We start from the raw sequence: 17,051 nt of genomic DNA, 5'->3' as shown, positions 1-17,051 counted from the left end.
CTGCGCAATTTGAAGGTGCTAAGGATGCTATGCTGCCACAGCTATTGCCCCCCGGGTTAATGCAACGCTAGTGCTATGCTGTGCCCAACTTCAGTAGAAACAGCTCCAGCCCCAGCACCTTATCGATGCCTCCGCTTTTCATCTGATAATCGAGCTGCGCCAAATCGGCAAGGATTTGCTTCAAACGGGCCTGCTCGAACTTTCGAGCCTGCTCCCCGGCGATTTTAACCGCATAGGGGTGCAGTCCCAATTGGGAGGCGATTTGCTGCTGGGAATAGCTTTGACGCGCCAGATCTTTCACTTGCAGCATGATCCGGAACTGCCTGGCGATCAGCGCGGCGATTTTGATCGGTTCCTCGCGCTGCTTGAGCAGTTCGTAGAAAATGCCCAGCGCCCGTTCCAATTTAAGGCCGGCGATATGCTCGACCATCGCGAATACGTTCTGCTCGGTGGTGCGGGCCACCAGTTGGTCCACGGCGGCCGTATCGATCATGCCGTTCGCTCCGGCATACAAGCAGAGCTTGTCCACCTCAACCGACAGCGCCGACATCTGTACGCCGCAGGCGGCAATCAGCGCCTCGGCGGCATCCCGGCCGATGCGGCTGCCGCGCTTCTCCACCTCGCGCACAACCCATTGCGTCAGTTCATTCCCGCCCAACGGAGCAAACGAAAGCACGGTCCCCGCCGTTTTTATGGCTTTAACGATTTTTTTCCGCTCATCCAGCTTCTCATGATGAACCACGAAGACGATGACACTGTGCTCGGCCGGATTATTCATGTAATCCAGCAAAGCTTCGACTCGATGTTCAACCTTCCCGCCTTCCTTGGCCGCCGCGGTAAACAGGGCGGAATCACGGACGACGATCAGCTTGCGCTCCACCAGGAAAGGCAACGTTTCCGCTTCCTCCACCACCGCTTCGATGGGGGTTTCCGCCAGATCGAACGCAGCGAGCGAAAAATCGCGCTGCTCGCGGTCCACCACTTGTTCTTCCAAAAGAGCGATAAACTCTTGGATCTGGTATTTCTCCGTACCGTAGCATAAATATAGCGGGGAGACCTGCCCCTGCTTTAATTGCTTGATCGCTGCTTTGATATCCATTCGGTGCAACTCCCTTACTTCGGACATGACATATTCATGTTCTTCTCTACTAATGATACTGTGAAAATCCCGATTCGTCCAAGCGGGCCGCAAAAGGCAACAAAGGGACCTCTGCACGCGGCGAAAGGTCCCTTTGTCCCGGAGCATCTATATAAACGCGGGCGGAAAAGCTCTAGAAACTTTCCCGCCGGCGGTCATACGACGATCAGGGGCACTTCATCTTGCTCTCTACTATCTATATAACCTATTCCATATCTCCCGAAAAGGTGACTATCCGATAAAAAGGCGAATTACGGATTTTGTCAAAATTATATCTCTCTTGAATTCAGCCGCTATTGCTGGTTTCCGCTCGAACCGTTGTCCGTTGCAGGCTCCTGTGGGGACGGCTCGATCTGATGCGAGGACGAAGCCCCGTCTTTTTCCGTCTCGTAGGTAAACGTTTGGCCGTCCGCTGACCATTCTCCGCCCAACAAGCTCCCGTCTACGGGCTGTTCGACGAGAAGCTTCCGTTCTCCGTCAGCGTTCTGGTAAACATACAAGCGGCTGTCCCGAAACTCCGCCGTATAGCTCCCGTCCGGAGAGGTCCATTCCGACACCGACGGGGCCGCGGTGATCCCGTACATCTGGCCCTGATCTTCCAGCGCGGATTTCGGGGGAAGAAGCTCCATCATCGAGTTGGCTGTACCCTCATCGGGATTGACCGCTTCACCTTCTCCGTCCGCCGCTCCCCGTTTGCCCGCGGGCTGGCTGTTCCCGGCATGGCCGGATTTCACTCCGCCCGATGTGTCCCCGCTCTTAGTTCCTGCCGGAGGGGCAAGGGCTTCCTTCTTGGGCGCCTTCGCATCCCCTGTCTCTTCGGAAGGAGCCGCATCCTTTCCTCTCCGCCCTGAATCGGCGTCTTTCGCTTCCCTTGAAGGAGGAGCCGAAGTTTCGGGAGAAGGGGGTTTTGCTTCCGACACAGGTGCGCCGCTGTCTGCCTGCGGCTCATTACCGGCCCCATCGCCCTTCTGATCCGCAGGCGCGCTCCCCCCCGCGTCGTGTAATGCGTCTCCGGAGTCATTCATGGTCGAAGCGGTCTCTTCCCCGCTTCGATCCTGAGCGGCTCGGGAAGCCATTTCGGCTTCCGGCACATGCTGAGGTTCATATTGGTAAATGAACAACCCCAATATGGCGGCAGCGGCCACGCCCAGAGCACCCGCACGGTAGACTCGCCCGCGCCGCGGACCGGACTGCCGGTGACGATCATTCCGGCTGAGCTCGCTCGCTATTTCCCCGGAGACCATGGTAGCGGGAAGAGCCTCAAACGCGGCGCCGCCTTCCCGGCGCGCTCGGTCGATCTCATCCAACCGAGGCAGAATCGAGTCGACCAGACTAAAGGGAGGGGTCACTTTAGGGAGATCTTCCAGCTTGGCGGAAATCTCCCGCAGCAGCGCAAAATTCTCCGAACATTCAGCGCAGCCCTCCAGATGTTCAAACAGAACTGAACTTTGTTCTTCGTCCAGATCATGATCAATATAACGATGCATCCATTCCACCGCCTCCGAGCAATTCATCCCGATACACCACCTTTCTGATAATCTTGGAGTAAGTGTTGAAGCTGCTGCCTCGCCCTGAATAAATAGGATTTCACCGTATTCAGCGGCAAATTCAGGCTATCCGCAATTTCGTTATAAGAAAAATCCTGCAAGTATCTCAAAACTACGACCGTCCGGTGATGTTCAGGCAAACGGTCGATCGCTTCACGGATATCCTGCGCAAGGTATCCGCTCATTACCTCGCGTTCCACGCTTTCTTTTCCCTGGAAAACCAGTTCATGTTCTTCAATGGAAACGGTTGGCTTCTTCCTGCGGAATTTATCGATGCAGATATTGGTCACAATCCGCTGCACCCAGGTTTTGAACTGGGCTTTTTCCTCATAAGAATCGATTTTGGTATAAATCCGGATCAGCGCCTCCTGGGCCGCGTCCAGTGCATCCTGCTCATTATTCAAAATATAATAGGCTGTCCTGTAAACGTGAGTTTCTATTTCTCGCAATAGGGTGATTAGAGCGTCGCGATCGCCCGTTTGAGCGGCTCTGATGAGTCCCTGCTCTACCACTAAGGCTCCCCCTTCCTTGCAACATTACAGACGTGATCGCCCTTCAAGATGTTGCAATTATGTTACTATTTTTTGATTTTAATTTAGGAAATAAGTATGATAGCTAAGTTTCTTCATTAACCTCACCTAAGAATACCAAAAAAAAGGGGACGCGTCATCCGCGCCATCCTTAATTCAACTTTAATAATTTATGATGGAGAACCGGGGCGCCGATCTTTGTCCTTATCCAAATTTCCCCTTTGCTGATCACCATCTGAACCTCGCCCATCCGATCCGTCCGGTAAATCGAGCCTCCTCCCTCCGTAAGCCGCTTGAGTACGTCCCCATTGGGATGTCCGTAGGTATTGGTAGCCCCGACGGAAATGACGGAGGCGGCGGGCCGGACCTCCTGAAGCCATTCGGCCGAGGTCGAGGTTTTGCTGCCGTGATGCGCCACTTTCAACACATCGACAGGATCTTCTCCGACCACCTGTTCCTCGTTCTCCAACAGCTCCCGCTCAGCCGCCACATCCATATCCCCGGTAAACATAAAAGACTTGCCGTCCAGCCTCAGCCGAAACACCACCGATCGCCGATTCTGGTTTTTTACGTAAGGGATACCCGCCGCTTCCGGCGAATCCCAATCCGCAGGAGGCGACAAAAATTCGAGAGTCGTGCGGGCGTCGGGCGTAAGCCTCATTCCTCTATAAGCGGCGTATATCGGAATTTCTTTCGAGAGCGCCGTTTTCATCAGCTTGGTCATGGTCGCGGATTCCGCAAGAGAACCGTTCGTGACGAGCGCCGCCACCGGAAATTGGTCAACGATCGCTTGCAGCCCGCCGATATGATCCTGGTCCCCATGCGTCAAAATGATGGCGTCCAGCCGGTGGACCCCTCGCTTCTTCAATAAAGGAACCACGGTTTTGGCACCGACTTCAAACGGTACCCTCCGGTCTCGCCATGCCTCCTGCGGTTTACGAAAAGATACGGTGCCCCCGCCGTCCACAAGAATATGTGAGCCGCCGGGTGTCGTGATCAGAGCGCAGTCCCCTTGCCCTACATCGATAAACTCAATATAGCCGGTCCCCGGCTTATAATCCGGTTGATACCCGAAGACAAGCAGCACAAGAAGGCCGAGTGCAAGACAGCCGTTAAAACCCGCTCTTATCCAATGACGGTTTCGGGAGTGGTTCCATAATATCGGAGCGGCCGGGTGGGCTGCCCCCGTTTTTAACGGAAGCGGAGCCGTATCTTGCAGATCTGATGTCTCGGCGGCGGCCGCAAACGGACCATCCCTCCGAATTTCCGAAGCATTTCTCTTTAAAAGCCAGTAAGTCACAATATAGAAAATAGCGATCCATGCCAAGGAGGGCGATTTCCAGAAAGTCATAAAACCGCTTCGCCCATCCAGCCATTCCGCGGCTACAAACGTCAATGAATTAACGAAACGCACCGGATAGGCCAGCCCCTGTCCCAAGCGGAGCCATACCCCGCTGATCAGCAAGGCGACGGTGCCGAGCGGCAGAGCCACAAGGCTGACCAGCGGAAGGATAAGCAGATTGGCCGCCAAAGAGAGCAGAGAAAACTGATTGAAGTAATAAATGGTGAGCGGAAAAGAAACGAGCTGAGCCGCCACGGTGATGGCGACGGCTCCCCTGATCCGCTCGGGAAGCCAACGGAGATGAGGGGTCAACAACGGCACAAACAGCATCAGTCCCGCCGTGACGGCAAAGGACAACTGAAAGCTGACGTTCAATAAAAAATACGGCTCCCACATCAGCATCAGCAGCGCCGCGGCTGACAGCACGTTTATGCCATCCTTGACAAGACGCTTTTTCAACAGATAGAGGCCCAGCAGGGTCATGACTCCCGAGCGGATGACGGACGGGGAAAAGCCGGTTAACAGCACATAGGCCGGAACAAACCCCATCACCACCAGCAGCGAAGTTTCGCGGCTAACGCGGCATAAGCGGAGCAACCCGAAGATAAGTCCTACGTTAATGGCGACATGGCTCCCCGAAATCGCCAGAATATGGGTGAGACCCAGATTGGTAAACTGGTCGTACTTCTCGGGCTCGAGTTCATCCTCGAGGCCGATGATCAGCCCCTGCATATAGCCGGCCTGCCATCCCGGGAACAATCGTTCCACCCGCTTGCCAAGCGCTTCCCGTAGTCCGTCGACCTTGCCCAGCCAGGCCGACACACCGATACGTTCCGGGGGAAAGAAGTTGATCCCCGAAGCGCCCTTCACCTTAAACAACCAATGAATCCGCTGGTTGCGCAAATATTTGCGGTAATCAAAGCCGCCGAAATTCCGGGCGATGCCCGGCCGTTCGAACGTCCCACGCATGGTGAGTTTCTGCCCCCGCTTCCAAGCGAATGCCTGCTTAACTTCCTTTACCGAGGACAAACGAACCTGAACGGCCACCTTTTCCCGGCTTATGTATTCCTGCGAAAGATTCCGCGAATCCATATTCGAATTTCCTTCCGGTGATCCCAACCAGACGTATTTGCTAAGACGCAGAACGAAATCGGCGCGGTCCCCATCCACTTTGACCGGGGATATAATGGTTCCTTCCACACTGCCCTCCGCTTCCTCCGTCAGTTGACTATCGCTGTGTTGCGTGAACCTTGCCCCGATCTCACTGACATTTCCGGTATCATGGTAAGCCCAATAAGCCGCCCCCAGCGAAAAAGCCGCCCACAACATTACCCCTCGTTTCCAAGATATCCGTCCCAAAGCGGCCGGAAGCGGAACGATCAAACTCAAGCCGCTCCATAAAAGCCAAAACATATAGCCGTCGGCGCAATAGGATAGGCCGTTTCCGGCAATCCAACAGCAGGCGAACGCCGCTAGAGGTCTGCGATGCATCATCCTCGCTCCCGTCTCTCTCATATATGTCCGTAAAAAAAGAACCCCTCTGCTTTCAAGCAGACGAGGTTCTTCCTACATCCATTAAGTCCGTCAATTTTCAATTTGGGCCGCGGTTTCGCGCGGCGGCTCATAGGTTTCTAGGCGCCGGAACGTGATTCCCTTCTGCCCCATCATCGCCGTTACTTTCCCCGAATCCTTCGGATAAGGACGATGAAACACCACTTCCGTGATCCCGCTGTTCGCCAGCATGTTGGCGCAGGTCCAGCAAGGTTCGTCCGTTACGTAGACGCTTGAGCCTTCGCGGTCGATCCGGTCCGTAAACAGCAGCAGATTCTGTTCCGCGTGTATCGTCCGGACACAGCGCTGCTTCTTGATCATGGACTCCTTGCCGTCCACCATGGTAAGTTCATATTCCTCGGCAATCATGCACCCGGCCTCGGAGCAATCGGGAACGCCCGACGGAGCTCCGTTATAAGCGGTGCCCAGCAGCTTTTTACCTTGGACCAGCACAGCGCCGACATGGCGGCGGCTGCACTGGGAACGCGTTGACACCATATAAGCGATATCCATAAAATACGTATCCCAATCTTTACGATGATCCGGTATCATCCCTGCCATTACTCCTGTTCTTACAGCCCGATATGAGGCCTCATTTTTTCCAGCATTTTCTCGCCGATTCCCTTGACGTTGGTCAATTCATCCACCAACTTAAACGGCCCGTGTTCATTCCTGTAGTCCACGATCGCCTTCGCCTTCTTCTCGCCGATGCCGGGAATTTCCTGCAATTCGACGGTTCCGGCGGTATTGATGCTGATCAGCCCGTTTTGCACAAGCGGTTCCGGTTCCGTTTCGGATCTGGCTTCCGCGCCCGGTCCTCCGGCCGCGACCGGATTACCCGGATTTGAAACGGCGCCATTTCCCGGTAGGGAACCCGCCGCCAATCCGTCTGTCGATCCGGGCGGCTTCGTTGTGCCGGGCTTCACGGCCGCATCCGGCTGATCCGTACCTCTACGGCCGGAAGCTTCCTTGTCGTCCTTGCCGGCTGCCGCCTCGGCCTTCTCTTCCGTTCTCGCCGACCTCGTCTCCGCTTTCACCGAGAGCTGCGTTCTGCTCGCGATCGCCGCTTCGACGCTTTCGTTTAACGGCGTCCAGCCTTCAATCCCGGACGGACGGCCCGGTCCGAGCGCCAGGAACATCAGTCCCGCCCCGATCACCGCCGATATGACCGCCGTCATAGCATATCCCCTCTTCAACCCGAAACACACCTTTCCGTTTCTTATATGAATCATGTTCACGCCGAGGTTATGGTCATGAAGATCCCATCAAGGTGCATATATATAAATAGGTTGTGCATAAAAATGGTTGCGCACGGAAGGGGGAACCGGGATGAAAGTGGCCTTCATCGGAACAGGATCCATGGGAAGCTTGCTGATCGAAGCTTTCCTGCGTTCCGGTGCGCTGCACCCGCATCAGATTTGCGCCAGCAACCGCTCCAAGCCGAAAGCGGAGCTGCTGGCGAAACGGCATCCCGGACTTCGCATTACCCATTGTAATGCGGAAGCCGCAAACGGGAGCCATATCGTCTTTTTGTGCGTGAAACCGCTCGATTATCCGTCCGTCGTCACAGAGTTGACGGACGTATTGAACGAGGGGCAAATCGTCGTGTCCATTACAAGTCCCGTGGGGATTGCTCTGCTGGAAGGACGCATCCCTTCCAAGGTGGCTAAAATCATCCCCAGCATTACGCACTCTGCCCTGGCCGGAGCCTCGCTCTGCATTTACGGCAGCCGCATCCTGCCCGAGGACCGGCTGCTGCTGGAACAGCTCATGTCCTCGATCAGCCTGCCGACAGCCATCCGGGAAAGCGAGACGAGAATCGCCTCGGACATCGCCAGCTGCGGTCCCGCCTTCATCGCTTTTATCCTTCAGCAATGGGCGCAAGAGGCGGCGAAGCTCACGGGAATAACCCTCGACGAGGCGGTCAGGCTGGGTGCCGAGATGCTGCACGGCACAGGCAAACTGTTGACCGAGGGTGGCTTTACGCCTCAAGAGCTGCAGCGGCGCGTCGCCGTCCCGGGTGGCGTCACCGCCGAGGGTATCGCCGTGCTGCAAAACGGATTGCAGGGTGTTTTTAAACAGCTCATCGAAGCGACCCACCGGAAGTACGACGATGATCTTGGACGGCTCGACCTTCTGTTCGGCGCGAAGCCGGGTAGCGGCGCCGACAAGGAAGCTTAGCCGACGACGATGTTCACCAGCTTGCCGGGCACGGCGATCACTTTGCGGACCGTCTTGCCTTCCACCGCCTGCTTCACGTTCGGAAGGGCAAAGGCATGCTCCTGCATGGCCGCCTGGTCCAGATCCTTCGAAATCTTCGTCCGGTCGACGATTTTGCCGTTGACCTGGACGACGATTTCCACTTCGGCGTCCACCGTCCAAGCCTCGTCATAAGTCGGCCACGGTTCGTAGGTGACCGTCTCGTTGTGGCCGAGACGCTCCCACAATTCTTCCGCCAGATGCGGCGCCAGCGGGGACAGCATCTGAACGAAGTTCTCCGCCGCCGTTTTCGGAACGATATCGGTCTTATAGGCTTCATTGACGAAAATCATCAACTGGCTGATCGCCGTGTTGAAACGCAACGCTTCGAAATCTTCCGTCACCTTTTTGATCGTCTTATGCCAGGTCCGCTTGAACTCGTCGCTGCCTTCGCCGTCCACAATTTTCGCGTTCAGACCGCCGTCCTCGCCCACAAATAAGCGCCATACGCGGGACAAAAAGCGGTGAGTCCCTTCAACGCCGTTGGCGTTCCAAGGCTTGGTCGCCTCCAGGGGTCCCATGAACATTTCGTAAACCCGCAGCGTATCCGCCCCGTACTCGTTCACAATTTCGTCCGGATTGATGACATTGCCGCGCGATTTGCTCATCTTCTCATTGTTCGTGCCGAGAATCATACCTTGGTTGACCAGCTTGTGGAACGGTTCTTTCGTCGACACGACGCCGAGATCGTAGAGGACTTTATGCCAGAACCGCGCATACAGCAAGTGAAGAACCGCGTGCTCGGCTCCACCGATATACAGATCGACCGGCAACCATTGCTCCTGCTTCTCTTTGGAGCAAAGCTCCTTGTCGTTGTGCGGATCGATATACCGCAGGTAGTACCAGCAGCTTCCCGCCCATTGCGGCATCGTGTTGGTTTCCCGGCGCGCCGGCATCCCCGTTTCCGGATCGGTCGTGTTCACCCATTCGGTCACATTGGCCAACGGGGACTCTCCGGTACCGGACGGCTTGATCGCGTCCACATCCGGCAGAACGAGCGGAAGCTGATCTTCCGGCACCGGCTTCATCGTGCCGTCTTCCAGATGAAGAATCGGAATCGGCTCGCCCCAGTACCGCTGGCGGCTGAACAGCCAATCGCGCAAACGGTAGGTTACTTTGCCTTTTCCCTTACCGTTCTCTTCGAGCCAAGCGATCATTTTCTTGATCGCCTCTTCGTTGCGAAGTCCGTTGAGGAAGTCGGAGTTCACATGCGGTCCGTCCCCGGCGTATGCCTCTTTGGACAAATCGCCGCCTTCCACCACTTCGATAATCGGCAGGTCGAACTGCTTGGCGAATTCGTAGTCGCGTTCATCATGACCCGGAACGGCCATAATCGCACCGGTCCCGTAACCGGCAAGCACGTAATCCGCAATCCAGATCGGCAGCTTCGCCCCGCTTACCGGATTTACGGCATAAGCGCCGGTGAAAACGCCGGTTTTCTCCTTCGCCAAATCGGTACGCTCCAGGTCGCTCTTGCGCGCGGCTTGGTCTTGATAGGCCTGCACGGCTTCACGCTGGGCGTCCGTCGTAATCGTTTTGACCAGCTCATGCTCCGGTGCAAGCACCGCGTAGCTGGCCCCGAACAAGGTGTCCGGGCGCGTCGTAAACACGGTAAGCGAGTCCTCGTGCCCCTCGATCGCGAATACCACTTCCGCACCTTCGGATTTGCCGATCCAGTTCCGCTGCATATCCTTGATGCTTTCGGACCAATCCAGCTCTTCCAGATCCTCAAGCAAACGCTCGGCATACTCCGTAATTTTCAACACCCACTGGCGCATCGGCTTCCGGATGACCGGATGTCCGCCGCGCTCGCTCTTGCCGTCGATGACTTCCTCGTTGGCCAACACCGTTCCGAGGGCGGGACACCAGTTCACCGGAACTTCGGCCACGTAAGCCAAGCCCTTCTTGTAAAGCTGGATGAAAATCCACTGCGTCCATTTATAGTACTCCGGGTCGGTCGTACTGATCTCCCGGTCCCAATCGTACGAGAAACCGAGCGATTTGATCTGGCGCCGGAAGTTGTTGATATTCTTGACCGTGATATCCCGCGGGTGCTCGCCGGTATCCAGGGCGTGCTGCTCCGCAGGCAGACCGAAGGCATCCCAGCCCATCGGATGAAGCACGTTATACCCGCGCATCCGCTTGAAGCGGGATACGATATCCGTAGCCGTGTAGCCTTCCGGATGGCCTACATGCAGCCCCGCGCCGGAAGGGTAAGGGAACATATCCAACGCGTAAAACTTCGGTTTCCCCTCATCTTCTTTCGTTTTAAACGTTTTATGGTTCTCCCAGTAAGCTTGCCATTTCGGTTCGATGCTTTGGGCTTGGTAAACGTCGTGTGGCACGTTTTTGTCCGCCATAATGTAATCCTCCCTAAAATCATTCATTGTCAAATATATCCTGTGCAGAATATAAAAAAACCTCCCGATCCATAGCGTATCATCGCTAGGGACGAGAGGAAATTCCCGTGGTACCACCCTAGTTAGCGTCGGACATGCTTTGTCGTTCGCTCCCTTTACACCCTTAACGCGGGTAAGACGATGATGTTTTGCATCATAACTCCGAGGCGAGTTCGTCTTCAATCTCCATCCGGCTTTCACCAAGCGCCGGCTCTCTGGGGTGGCAGCATTGAAAACTAATATTCCTCTTCAATGTTTAATTCATTTTGCAGTTAAATCACCATCCATTATATAAAACCAAACCGCCGCCGTCAATGGGGCCGCAACGAAACGAAGGTCCGTAAAAAACATGAAAAACCCCCTTTACAGTTTGTTGGAAAAGAGTATAATTTATTAATGTTTCCACCATTTCATTTTCGTTGCCGAGACGTGGCTCAGCTTGGTAGAGCGCTTGCTTCGGGAGCAAGAGGTCGCAGGTTCAAATCCTGTCGTCTCGATTTCTGTAATTATATATAAGGCTTCCTCCCTGCACGATGCGTTTGGGTCGAAGCCGCCTTGCATATGAAGAAGACAACTGCTTTAGGGATGTTTGATCCCGGTAAGAGTTGTCTTTTTTCGTCACAAACTACATCTATGGTTCATGCAGAGCAGTGATTCAATGCAAAAAGGCGAAGCCTGGGGCTTCGCCTTCATTACGAATGTATGGCAACTCCTTCCTCAAGCAGCCACTCCAGCGTGTTCAATGCGTCTTCCCGGCCAGCGATTCCCCAAGCGGACTCCAGTCCCTCGCGAAGCTGATCCAGCGGGACTTTGAGGTGGAGGATGCGCGGAGATTCAACGCGGTACAGGGCAAGCACTGCCCCGTAAGCAAGCAAGCGCCGGTGTTCCTCGGGCAGGCCGTAATGGCTCTCCAGCCGTGAGTTCTCCTTCCGCGTGTTGGTCACAATCGTTTGCTGGCCGCAAGATCAAGCCGAGAACCACCAGTACAAACAGACCTCTGATCACGCCGAGAATGATAAGTGAGATTTTCACGTTTGCGTTTCACCCATCCTTTTTTTAACAGGGAGGTCCTAGGCCCTTCCAACAATCAACCTCCTATACCATTAATCAGAAATGAATGAGCGGATTTTTATAGCAAGCAGCTTGTTACGAATATTGCCAGAACCCGGCGACCGGACTGCTAAATTCACGATCACTAATTATCTGGGCAAACACGTACATTGCACCAAAAGAGAAAGGATAACTAAATTTCCCGTCAAGCAAGGTATCAGGATAACCATCCTCATCCACTTGGAATAAAAAATCAAATCCATCTTCGGCCAGCCCCGTAAAATAATAGTTTTCATCCTGAATGAGCCCAGGAGTCCCGCCAAGTTTGATTAAAAACGATTGTTCCGCGGAGTCCTTATCCCCCATCAGATCTCCACCAATAATTGAATGCTTTATAAGCCCCGGATGCGTATAGATTTCGCTCGTACTTTCTTTCGAGATGGGGTGGTCAAATACTTGAATCGAACAGTTGGGATAAATATTGTTCTCTAAATACTCATCGTATTCTTCTGGAATAAAAACGGAAATCATGCGTTCAGGCCGAAAAGGATGAACCAAGCTTAAATAAAAATAATGCTTAATTCCGTTCCTGTTTACCGTTTCAGTCTTATCGTCAAAGAACATGGGTGCTTTTCCACCAATCCAACCATGACTCTCTTCTGTACACGGACTTGCTTGAGCTTGAAAAATCATACAATGAGTTCTGGCTGCAAAAAGTTCCTTGAAATTGTACATGGGCATTTTATGAAACCCTGTTGTCGAGGCGGACAAGACCTGAATCAAATTGCCTCAGCTTCTACAGGATTCTTCCCCCTCTCTCCTCAATAATAGAAAATAGACGCGTCTAGCAACTGCAGAATTCCGACATCCGGAACACCTCTCGTTCAAAGTGCCAAAGTTTACGGCATAGCGTTTATTTACGCATATCGGAAAGATTGCCCTTTTATCTCAGGGTAGAGTAACATAGTAGCGAGGTGATCGACGTTATGTATACATTACTCGCACTCGGCGGAATCATGATGTTCCTTGCCGTGGCGCTTGGCGCTTTCGGCGCGCATGCATTGAAGCATAAGCTGACGGGAGATCGGGCAAAAACATATCAAACCGGTGTCCAATATCATTTGGCCCATAGTTTGGGGCTGCTGCTGCTGGGGAGCCTTGCGGGGCAAAGCGCCGATCCTTCCCGGTTGATAACGGCGGGATGGCTGCTTCTGATCGGTATAGTGCTATTCTCGGGCAGCCTGTACGCCTTGAGCATATCGGGAGTCCGCAAACTCGGCGCGATCACGCCCCTGGGCGGCCTGTGCTTCCTCGCAGGCTGGGTGATCGTAGTCATCGCCGCTGTAAGCGGGTAGGCTCTGCGGGAAGAATAGCAGTCAAAAAGGATCGGGGGCCGTTTGAGAACGCGCTCCCCGCCGCCGGATTTCTAACGGACGCAGTAGCGCCTATTTCGCACTTTTAGGCCGATTTACAATTCTAACGGACATAGTAGCCGCTATTTCGTAAAACCCCCGCCCTTTTAGGGGCGGAGGACGCAAATAGCCGCTATTATTTCCGTTAGATTTCCGAAACCGCCATTTATCGCAAAATAGCCGCTATTATTTCCGTTAGCCTCCATTGACCTCCACTGCTTAAGAAGCGCGGGAGTGCCGGGATCCGGTTGAGACCCCGCGCCCCGCCGCCGGATTTCTAACGGACGCAGTAGCGCCTATTTTGCACTTTTAGGCCGGCTTGCCATTCTAACGGACACAGTAGCGCCTATTTCGCAAAATCCCCGCCCTTTTAGGGGCGGAGGACGCTAATAGCCGCTATTATTTCCGTTAGATTTCCGAAACCGCCATTTATCGCAAAATAGCCGCTATTATTTCCGTTAGCCTCAGTTAGCCCCTGTCAGCCCCCATTAGCCTCCTTTAGCCCACGCTGCCTAAGCAGCGCCGAAGGGCCGGCTTCCGTTTGTGGCCGCATCCCCCGACAAACCCGGATGCTTACCAAAATAGACCGCCGCCTGCATTGAAACTGCGCCTCCAACTGTTGGATGATGCCTAACAAGCGGGGCGCGCTTGATAAAGACAGCGGTCTAATTAAACTGCCGACGCTATCGGCATTTTACAGATCCGGTAAAGCCCAATCGATCGGCCCCAAGCCTTGTTCCCGCAGAAAGTCGTTGGTCTGCGAAAACGGGCGGCTGCCCAAAAAACCGCGATGCGCGGAAAGCGGACTCGGATGCGGGGAGCGAATGACCTTGTGGCGGCGGCGGTCGATAAAGGCGCCTTTCTGCTGGGCATAGCTCCCCCAGAGAATAAACACGAGCGGTTCAAGACGCTCATTCAGCTTCATCATGATCGCGTCCGTGAACCGTTCCCAGCCGAGGCCTTTGTGCGAATTGGGCTGCCCCTCGCGCACCGTGAGCACGGCGTTCAGCATCAACACGCCCTGCTCCGCCCAATGCAGCAAATATCCGTGATTCGGAGCCGAAATCCCGAGATCGGATTCCAACTCTTTATAAATGTTTTGCAGCGAAGGCGGGATGCGAACCCCCGGCATCACCGAAAAGCTGAGCCCGTGCGCTTGCCCCGGTCCATGGTAAGGATCCTGGCCAAGGATCACCACTCTCGTCCGCTCATAAGGCGTCAGCTTCAGCGCCGAGAAAAGCAGCTCTTTGGGCGGATAGACCGTATGCTGCTTGTACTCCCTGGCCAAGGTGTATCTTAAATCCTGAAAATATGGCTTCTGCACTTCTTCCTGCAAAACTTCATCCCAATCATTACCGAACATGTCGTTTCCAACCTCCCGTTGAACCTCTCTAGTATTTAATTCTAGCGAAGCCGGCTGAATCTAGCAAACACAAACGGGCCGGACCCACTCCCGAGGCTTAGGTCGAAGCCTATGCGTTAGCCGGCTCAGCCTTTTTCTGCTTGCGGTATTGCAGCGGAGAGCGGCCGGTAATCTTTTTAAATACCCTGCCAAAATGAGCGATACTGTCAAATCCCGCCTCCTCGGCGATTTTCGTAATTTTCCAATCCGTCCGGACCAATAGGGCCTGCGCCTCGCGAACCCGCACGTAAGTTAAATATTCGACCACGGTAAACCCGGTTGTCTGCTTGAAAATCCGGCACAAATAAGTGGTGCTGATAAAAAAGCGCTCCGCGATTTCCTCGAGCCTAAGCGGCCCGGCGTAGTGCCCGTTCAAATATTCGACGATCCGGTATACCCGCTGCTGCGGCTCCGTAAACTCCGGCTTTACCGGCTCCGCCTTTCCCTCCCGAATCCGGCTGAGCAGGATGAGCAGTTGGATCAGCAACGTTTGAAGGTACGGCATGCGCCAAAGCTGCCCTTCCTTTTCTTCCCGCAGCATCAAAAACAGCAAATCGGCGATCCGCCCTTGTTCCTGGACACTCGGCCGCAGCAAATAACTTTCGCCCCCAAACAAAGGAAGCTGTCCGGGTCCCATCTCGACGAAAGGCCGAACCGAAGCATCATCGAAGTTGATCAGAATCCGTTCGTGCGGGTTCCGGCCCTTGCTGGTTGTCCGATGAAGCTGATTCTTATGAATGAACACGACGTCTCCCGCCTGAAGAGCGTAGACCCGGTCATGGATGTAATAGAACCTTTCTCCCGATAGCAAGTAATAGATTTCATAAGTATCGTGCATATGGCTGAAGTCCATATCGAACGAACCGGTACGTTTCATTTTTTCAACACTTAACATCGGCACATGTACCATCCGTGTCATCCTCCGCGTCCGCATAGGATAAAATAGGCATACTTTTTGACCGAATAAGCAGGAAATGTTTAGAAATTTGCATTTTAAATACTATATGATAGATCCAAGTTCATGTAAATGGAGGGATGGTCTTGGGAAAAAAGAGATACGCGATCGTGGGGGTCGGCGGTAGAGCGGAATTCTTTTACAGCGCGCTGGCAACGGCTTATAAGGAAACTACGGAACTGGTCGCCGTCTGCGACGTCAACCAAACGCGTATGAATTATGCGAACGAGCTGTTGAGAGACAAGTACGATTATTCCCCTGTTCCAACCTATAAGGCGGAGCACTTCGATTTGATGATCCGGGAGCGGAAACCGGACGTCGTCCTCGTTTGTACGATTGACCGCACCCATCATAAATACATCATCCGTGCTATGGAGCTGGGCTGTGATGTGATCACGGAAAAACCCATGACCGTCGATGCGGAAAAATGCCTGGATATATTCGACGCGATCGAGCGAACGGGCCGGCAATTGCGCGTGACGTTCAATTACCGGTACGCGCCGCATAACACGAAGATTCGGGAATTGATCATGGACGGGACGATTGGCGAGGTGATGTCCGTCAACTTCGAGTGGCTGCTGAATACGGAGCATGGAGCCGACTATTTTCGCAGGTGGCATCGCGATAAACGCAACAGCGGAGGCTTGCTCGTCCATAAATCGACCCACCATTTCGTCTTGATGAACTTTTGGCTCGCTACAAAGCCCGATACGGTTTTCGCGATGGGGGACTTGAGATTTTACGGGAAGGAAAACGCCGAACAACGGGGAATCACGCAATTCTACCAGCGTGCCTACGGAAGTCCGGCCGCCGAGAACGATCCTTTCGCCCTGCATTTGGACCGGAACGAGCATTTGAAGCGAATGTACCTCGAAGCCGAGCATGAAGACGGATACCAGCGCGATCAGAGCGTTTTCGGCGACAATATCAGCATTGAGGATACGATGAGCGTCATGGTGAAATATAAAAATAAAGCCGTTATGAATTACTCGCTCAACGCCTACATGCCGTGGGAGGGATTTATCGTTGTATTTAACGGAACGCTCGGACGCCTGGAGGTGCGCGTTACGGAGCAATCCTATGTCAACTCCGGCGGGAAAAAGGAGAACGAGGGCGCGCTCGGGGGCATCCAAATGATCGTTTATCCTCATTTCAGCGAGCCGTATCGGGTAAACATTGAACAAAGCGCGGGCGGCCACGGCGGAGGCGACCCCCTCCTGCTTCGGGACCTGTTCGGCAAGGCCGAGCCCGATCGGTTCAACCGGGCCGCGTCCCATATCGACGGCGCCCTGTCCATCATGACCGGCATCGCCGCCAACCGGTCCATGCAAACCGGACAGCCGGTCAAAATCGACGAGCTTTGGAAAGGCTGAAACTAAGCGACCTACCTCAAAAAGAAATAGACCGCCCTCATCCTGAAGTGCACCCTGTCAAGTAGACAGACCAAAAAACAAAATCATAAGTGT

Annotated in this window: 14 protein-coding genes, 1 tRNA gene and 1 other annotated feature; of the genes, 4 read left to right on the top strand and 11 right to left on the bottom strand. The window is 54.1% G+C overall.

The features are described from left to right. Window positions 1-73 precede the first annotated feature (73 nt). From holA to FRY98_RS09375, 6 genes are all read right to left on the bottom strand, one after another. Window positions 74-1,099: a DNA polymerase III subunit delta gene (gene holA / locus FRY98_RS09400; protein ID WP_148451506.1), complete on the bottom strand. Its 1,026-nt coding sequence runs from the start codon at window positions 1,097-1,099 to the stop codon at window positions 74-76. A gap of 332 nt (window positions 1,100-1,431) precedes the next feature. Next, a complete protein-coding gene (locus tag FRY98_RS09395) occupies window positions 1,432-2,652 on the bottom strand; it encodes a zf-HC2 domain-containing protein (protein WP_148451505.1) in 1,221 nt (406 codons plus the stop codon). Then, window positions 2,649-3,197, bottom strand: a complete 549-nt coding sequence (locus tag FRY98_RS09390; RefSeq protein WP_148451504.1) for an RNA polymerase sigma factor — start codon at window positions 3,195-3,197, stop codon at window positions 2,649-2,651. Before FRY98_RS09390 ends, FRY98_RS09395 begins: the two co-directional genes overlap by 4 nt. Window positions 3,198-3,366: 169 nt before the next feature. Then, the gene (locus FRY98_RS09385; protein ID WP_249043380.1) at window positions 3,367-6,051 is read right to left on the bottom strand and encodes a ComEC/Rec2 family competence protein; all 2,685 of its coding nucleotides are present in this window, start codon (window positions 6,049-6,051) and stop codon (window positions 3,367-3,369) included. 90 nt (window positions 6,052-6,141) lie between these two features. Continuing rightward, window positions 6,142-6,660 carry a deoxycytidylate deaminase gene (locus tag FRY98_RS09380; RefSeq protein WP_148451503.1) on the bottom strand — a complete coding sequence of 173 codons (519 nt, stop codon included), beginning with the start codon at window positions 6,658-6,660 and terminating at the stop codon, window positions 6,142-6,144. 20 nt (window positions 6,661-6,680) lie between these two features. Beyond that, on the bottom strand, window positions 6,681-7,286 hold the full coding sequence (locus tag FRY98_RS09375) for a ComEA family DNA-binding protein (RefSeq protein WP_249043379.1): 606 nt from the start codon (window positions 7,284-7,286) through the stop codon (window positions 6,681-6,683). Window positions 7,287-7,437: 151 nt separating this feature from the next. Between FRY98_RS09375 and comER the strand changes: the two genes are divergently transcribed. Beyond that, on the top strand, window positions 7,438-8,289 hold the full coding sequence (gene comER / locus FRY98_RS09370) for a late competence protein ComER (RefSeq protein ID WP_148451502.1): 852 nt from the start codon (window positions 7,438-7,440) through the stop codon (window positions 8,287-8,289). Here comER and leuS read toward each other — a convergent pair. Then, window positions 8,286-10,727: a leucine--tRNA ligase gene (leuS, locus tag FRY98_RS09365; RefSeq protein WP_148451501.1), complete on the bottom strand. Its 2,442-nt coding sequence runs from the start codon at window positions 10,725-10,727 to the stop codon at window positions 8,286-8,288. The two genes, comER and leuS, sit on opposite strands and share 4 nt — an antisense overlap. An 84-nt stretch (window positions 10,728-10,811) precedes the next feature. Continuing rightward, window positions 10,812-11,028: a binding site (T-box leader), on the bottom strand. Between the two features lie 161 nt (window positions 11,029-11,189). Here leuS and FRY98_RS09360 point away from each other — a divergent pair. After that, window positions 11,190-11,263, top strand: a tRNA-Pro gene (locus FRY98_RS09360). Between the two features lie 195 nt (window positions 11,264-11,458). Here FRY98_RS09360 and FRY98_RS09355 read toward each other — a convergent pair. Continuing rightward, on the bottom strand, window positions 11,459-11,710 hold the full coding sequence (locus FRY98_RS09355) for a DUF1266 domain-containing protein (protein ID WP_249043378.1): 252 nt from the start codon (window positions 11,708-11,710) through the stop codon (window positions 11,459-11,461). 202 nt (window positions 11,711-11,912) lie between these two features. Then, window positions 11,913-12,599, bottom strand: a complete 687-nt coding sequence (locus FRY98_RS09350; protein WP_338114595.1) for a hypothetical protein — start codon at window positions 12,597-12,599, stop codon at window positions 11,913-11,915. 203 nt (window positions 12,600-12,802) lie between these two features. On the opposite strand from FRY98_RS09350, the gene FRY98_RS09345 reads away from it, so the two are divergent. Continuing rightward, window positions 12,803-13,171: a DUF423 domain-containing protein gene (locus FRY98_RS09345; RefSeq protein ID WP_148451499.1), complete on the top strand. Its 369-nt coding sequence runs from the start codon at window positions 12,803-12,805 to the stop codon at window positions 13,169-13,171. A 751-nt stretch (window positions 13,172-13,922) separates the two neighbouring features. Here the strand turns inward: FRY98_RS09345 and ung are convergent. Both ung and FRY98_RS09335 read right to left on the bottom strand, forming a co-directional pair. Next, window positions 13,923-14,591 (bottom strand): uracil-DNA glycosylase, encoded by a 669-nt coding sequence (ung, locus tag FRY98_RS09340; protein WP_148451498.1) that lies wholly within the window; start codon window positions 14,589-14,591, stop codon window positions 13,923-13,925. Window positions 14,592-14,700: 109 nt separating this feature from the next. After that, complete coding sequence (locus FRY98_RS09335; protein ID WP_148451497.1) at window positions 14,701-15,540, bottom strand: helix-turn-helix transcriptional regulator; 840 nt, start codon at window positions 15,538-15,540, stop codon at window positions 14,701-14,703. A 131-nt stretch (window positions 15,541-15,671) separates the two neighbouring features. On the opposite strand from FRY98_RS09335, the gene FRY98_RS09330 reads away from it, so the two are divergent. After that, window positions 15,672-16,958: a Gfo/Idh/MocA family oxidoreductase gene (locus tag FRY98_RS09330; protein ID WP_148451496.1), complete on the top strand. Its 1,287-nt coding sequence runs from the start codon at window positions 15,672-15,674 to the stop codon at window positions 16,956-16,958. Window positions 16,959-17,051: the final 93 nt, after the last annotated feature.

Origin of the sequence: Paenibacillus faecis (assembly GCF_008084145.1) — a bacterium.
GTDB lineage: Bacteria > Bacillota > Bacilli > Paenibacillales > Paenibacillaceae > Fontibacillus > Fontibacillus faecis.
The sequence above is the reverse complement of the archived record's forward strand: the minus strand, read 5'-3'. Positions and strand labels throughout refer to the sequence as shown.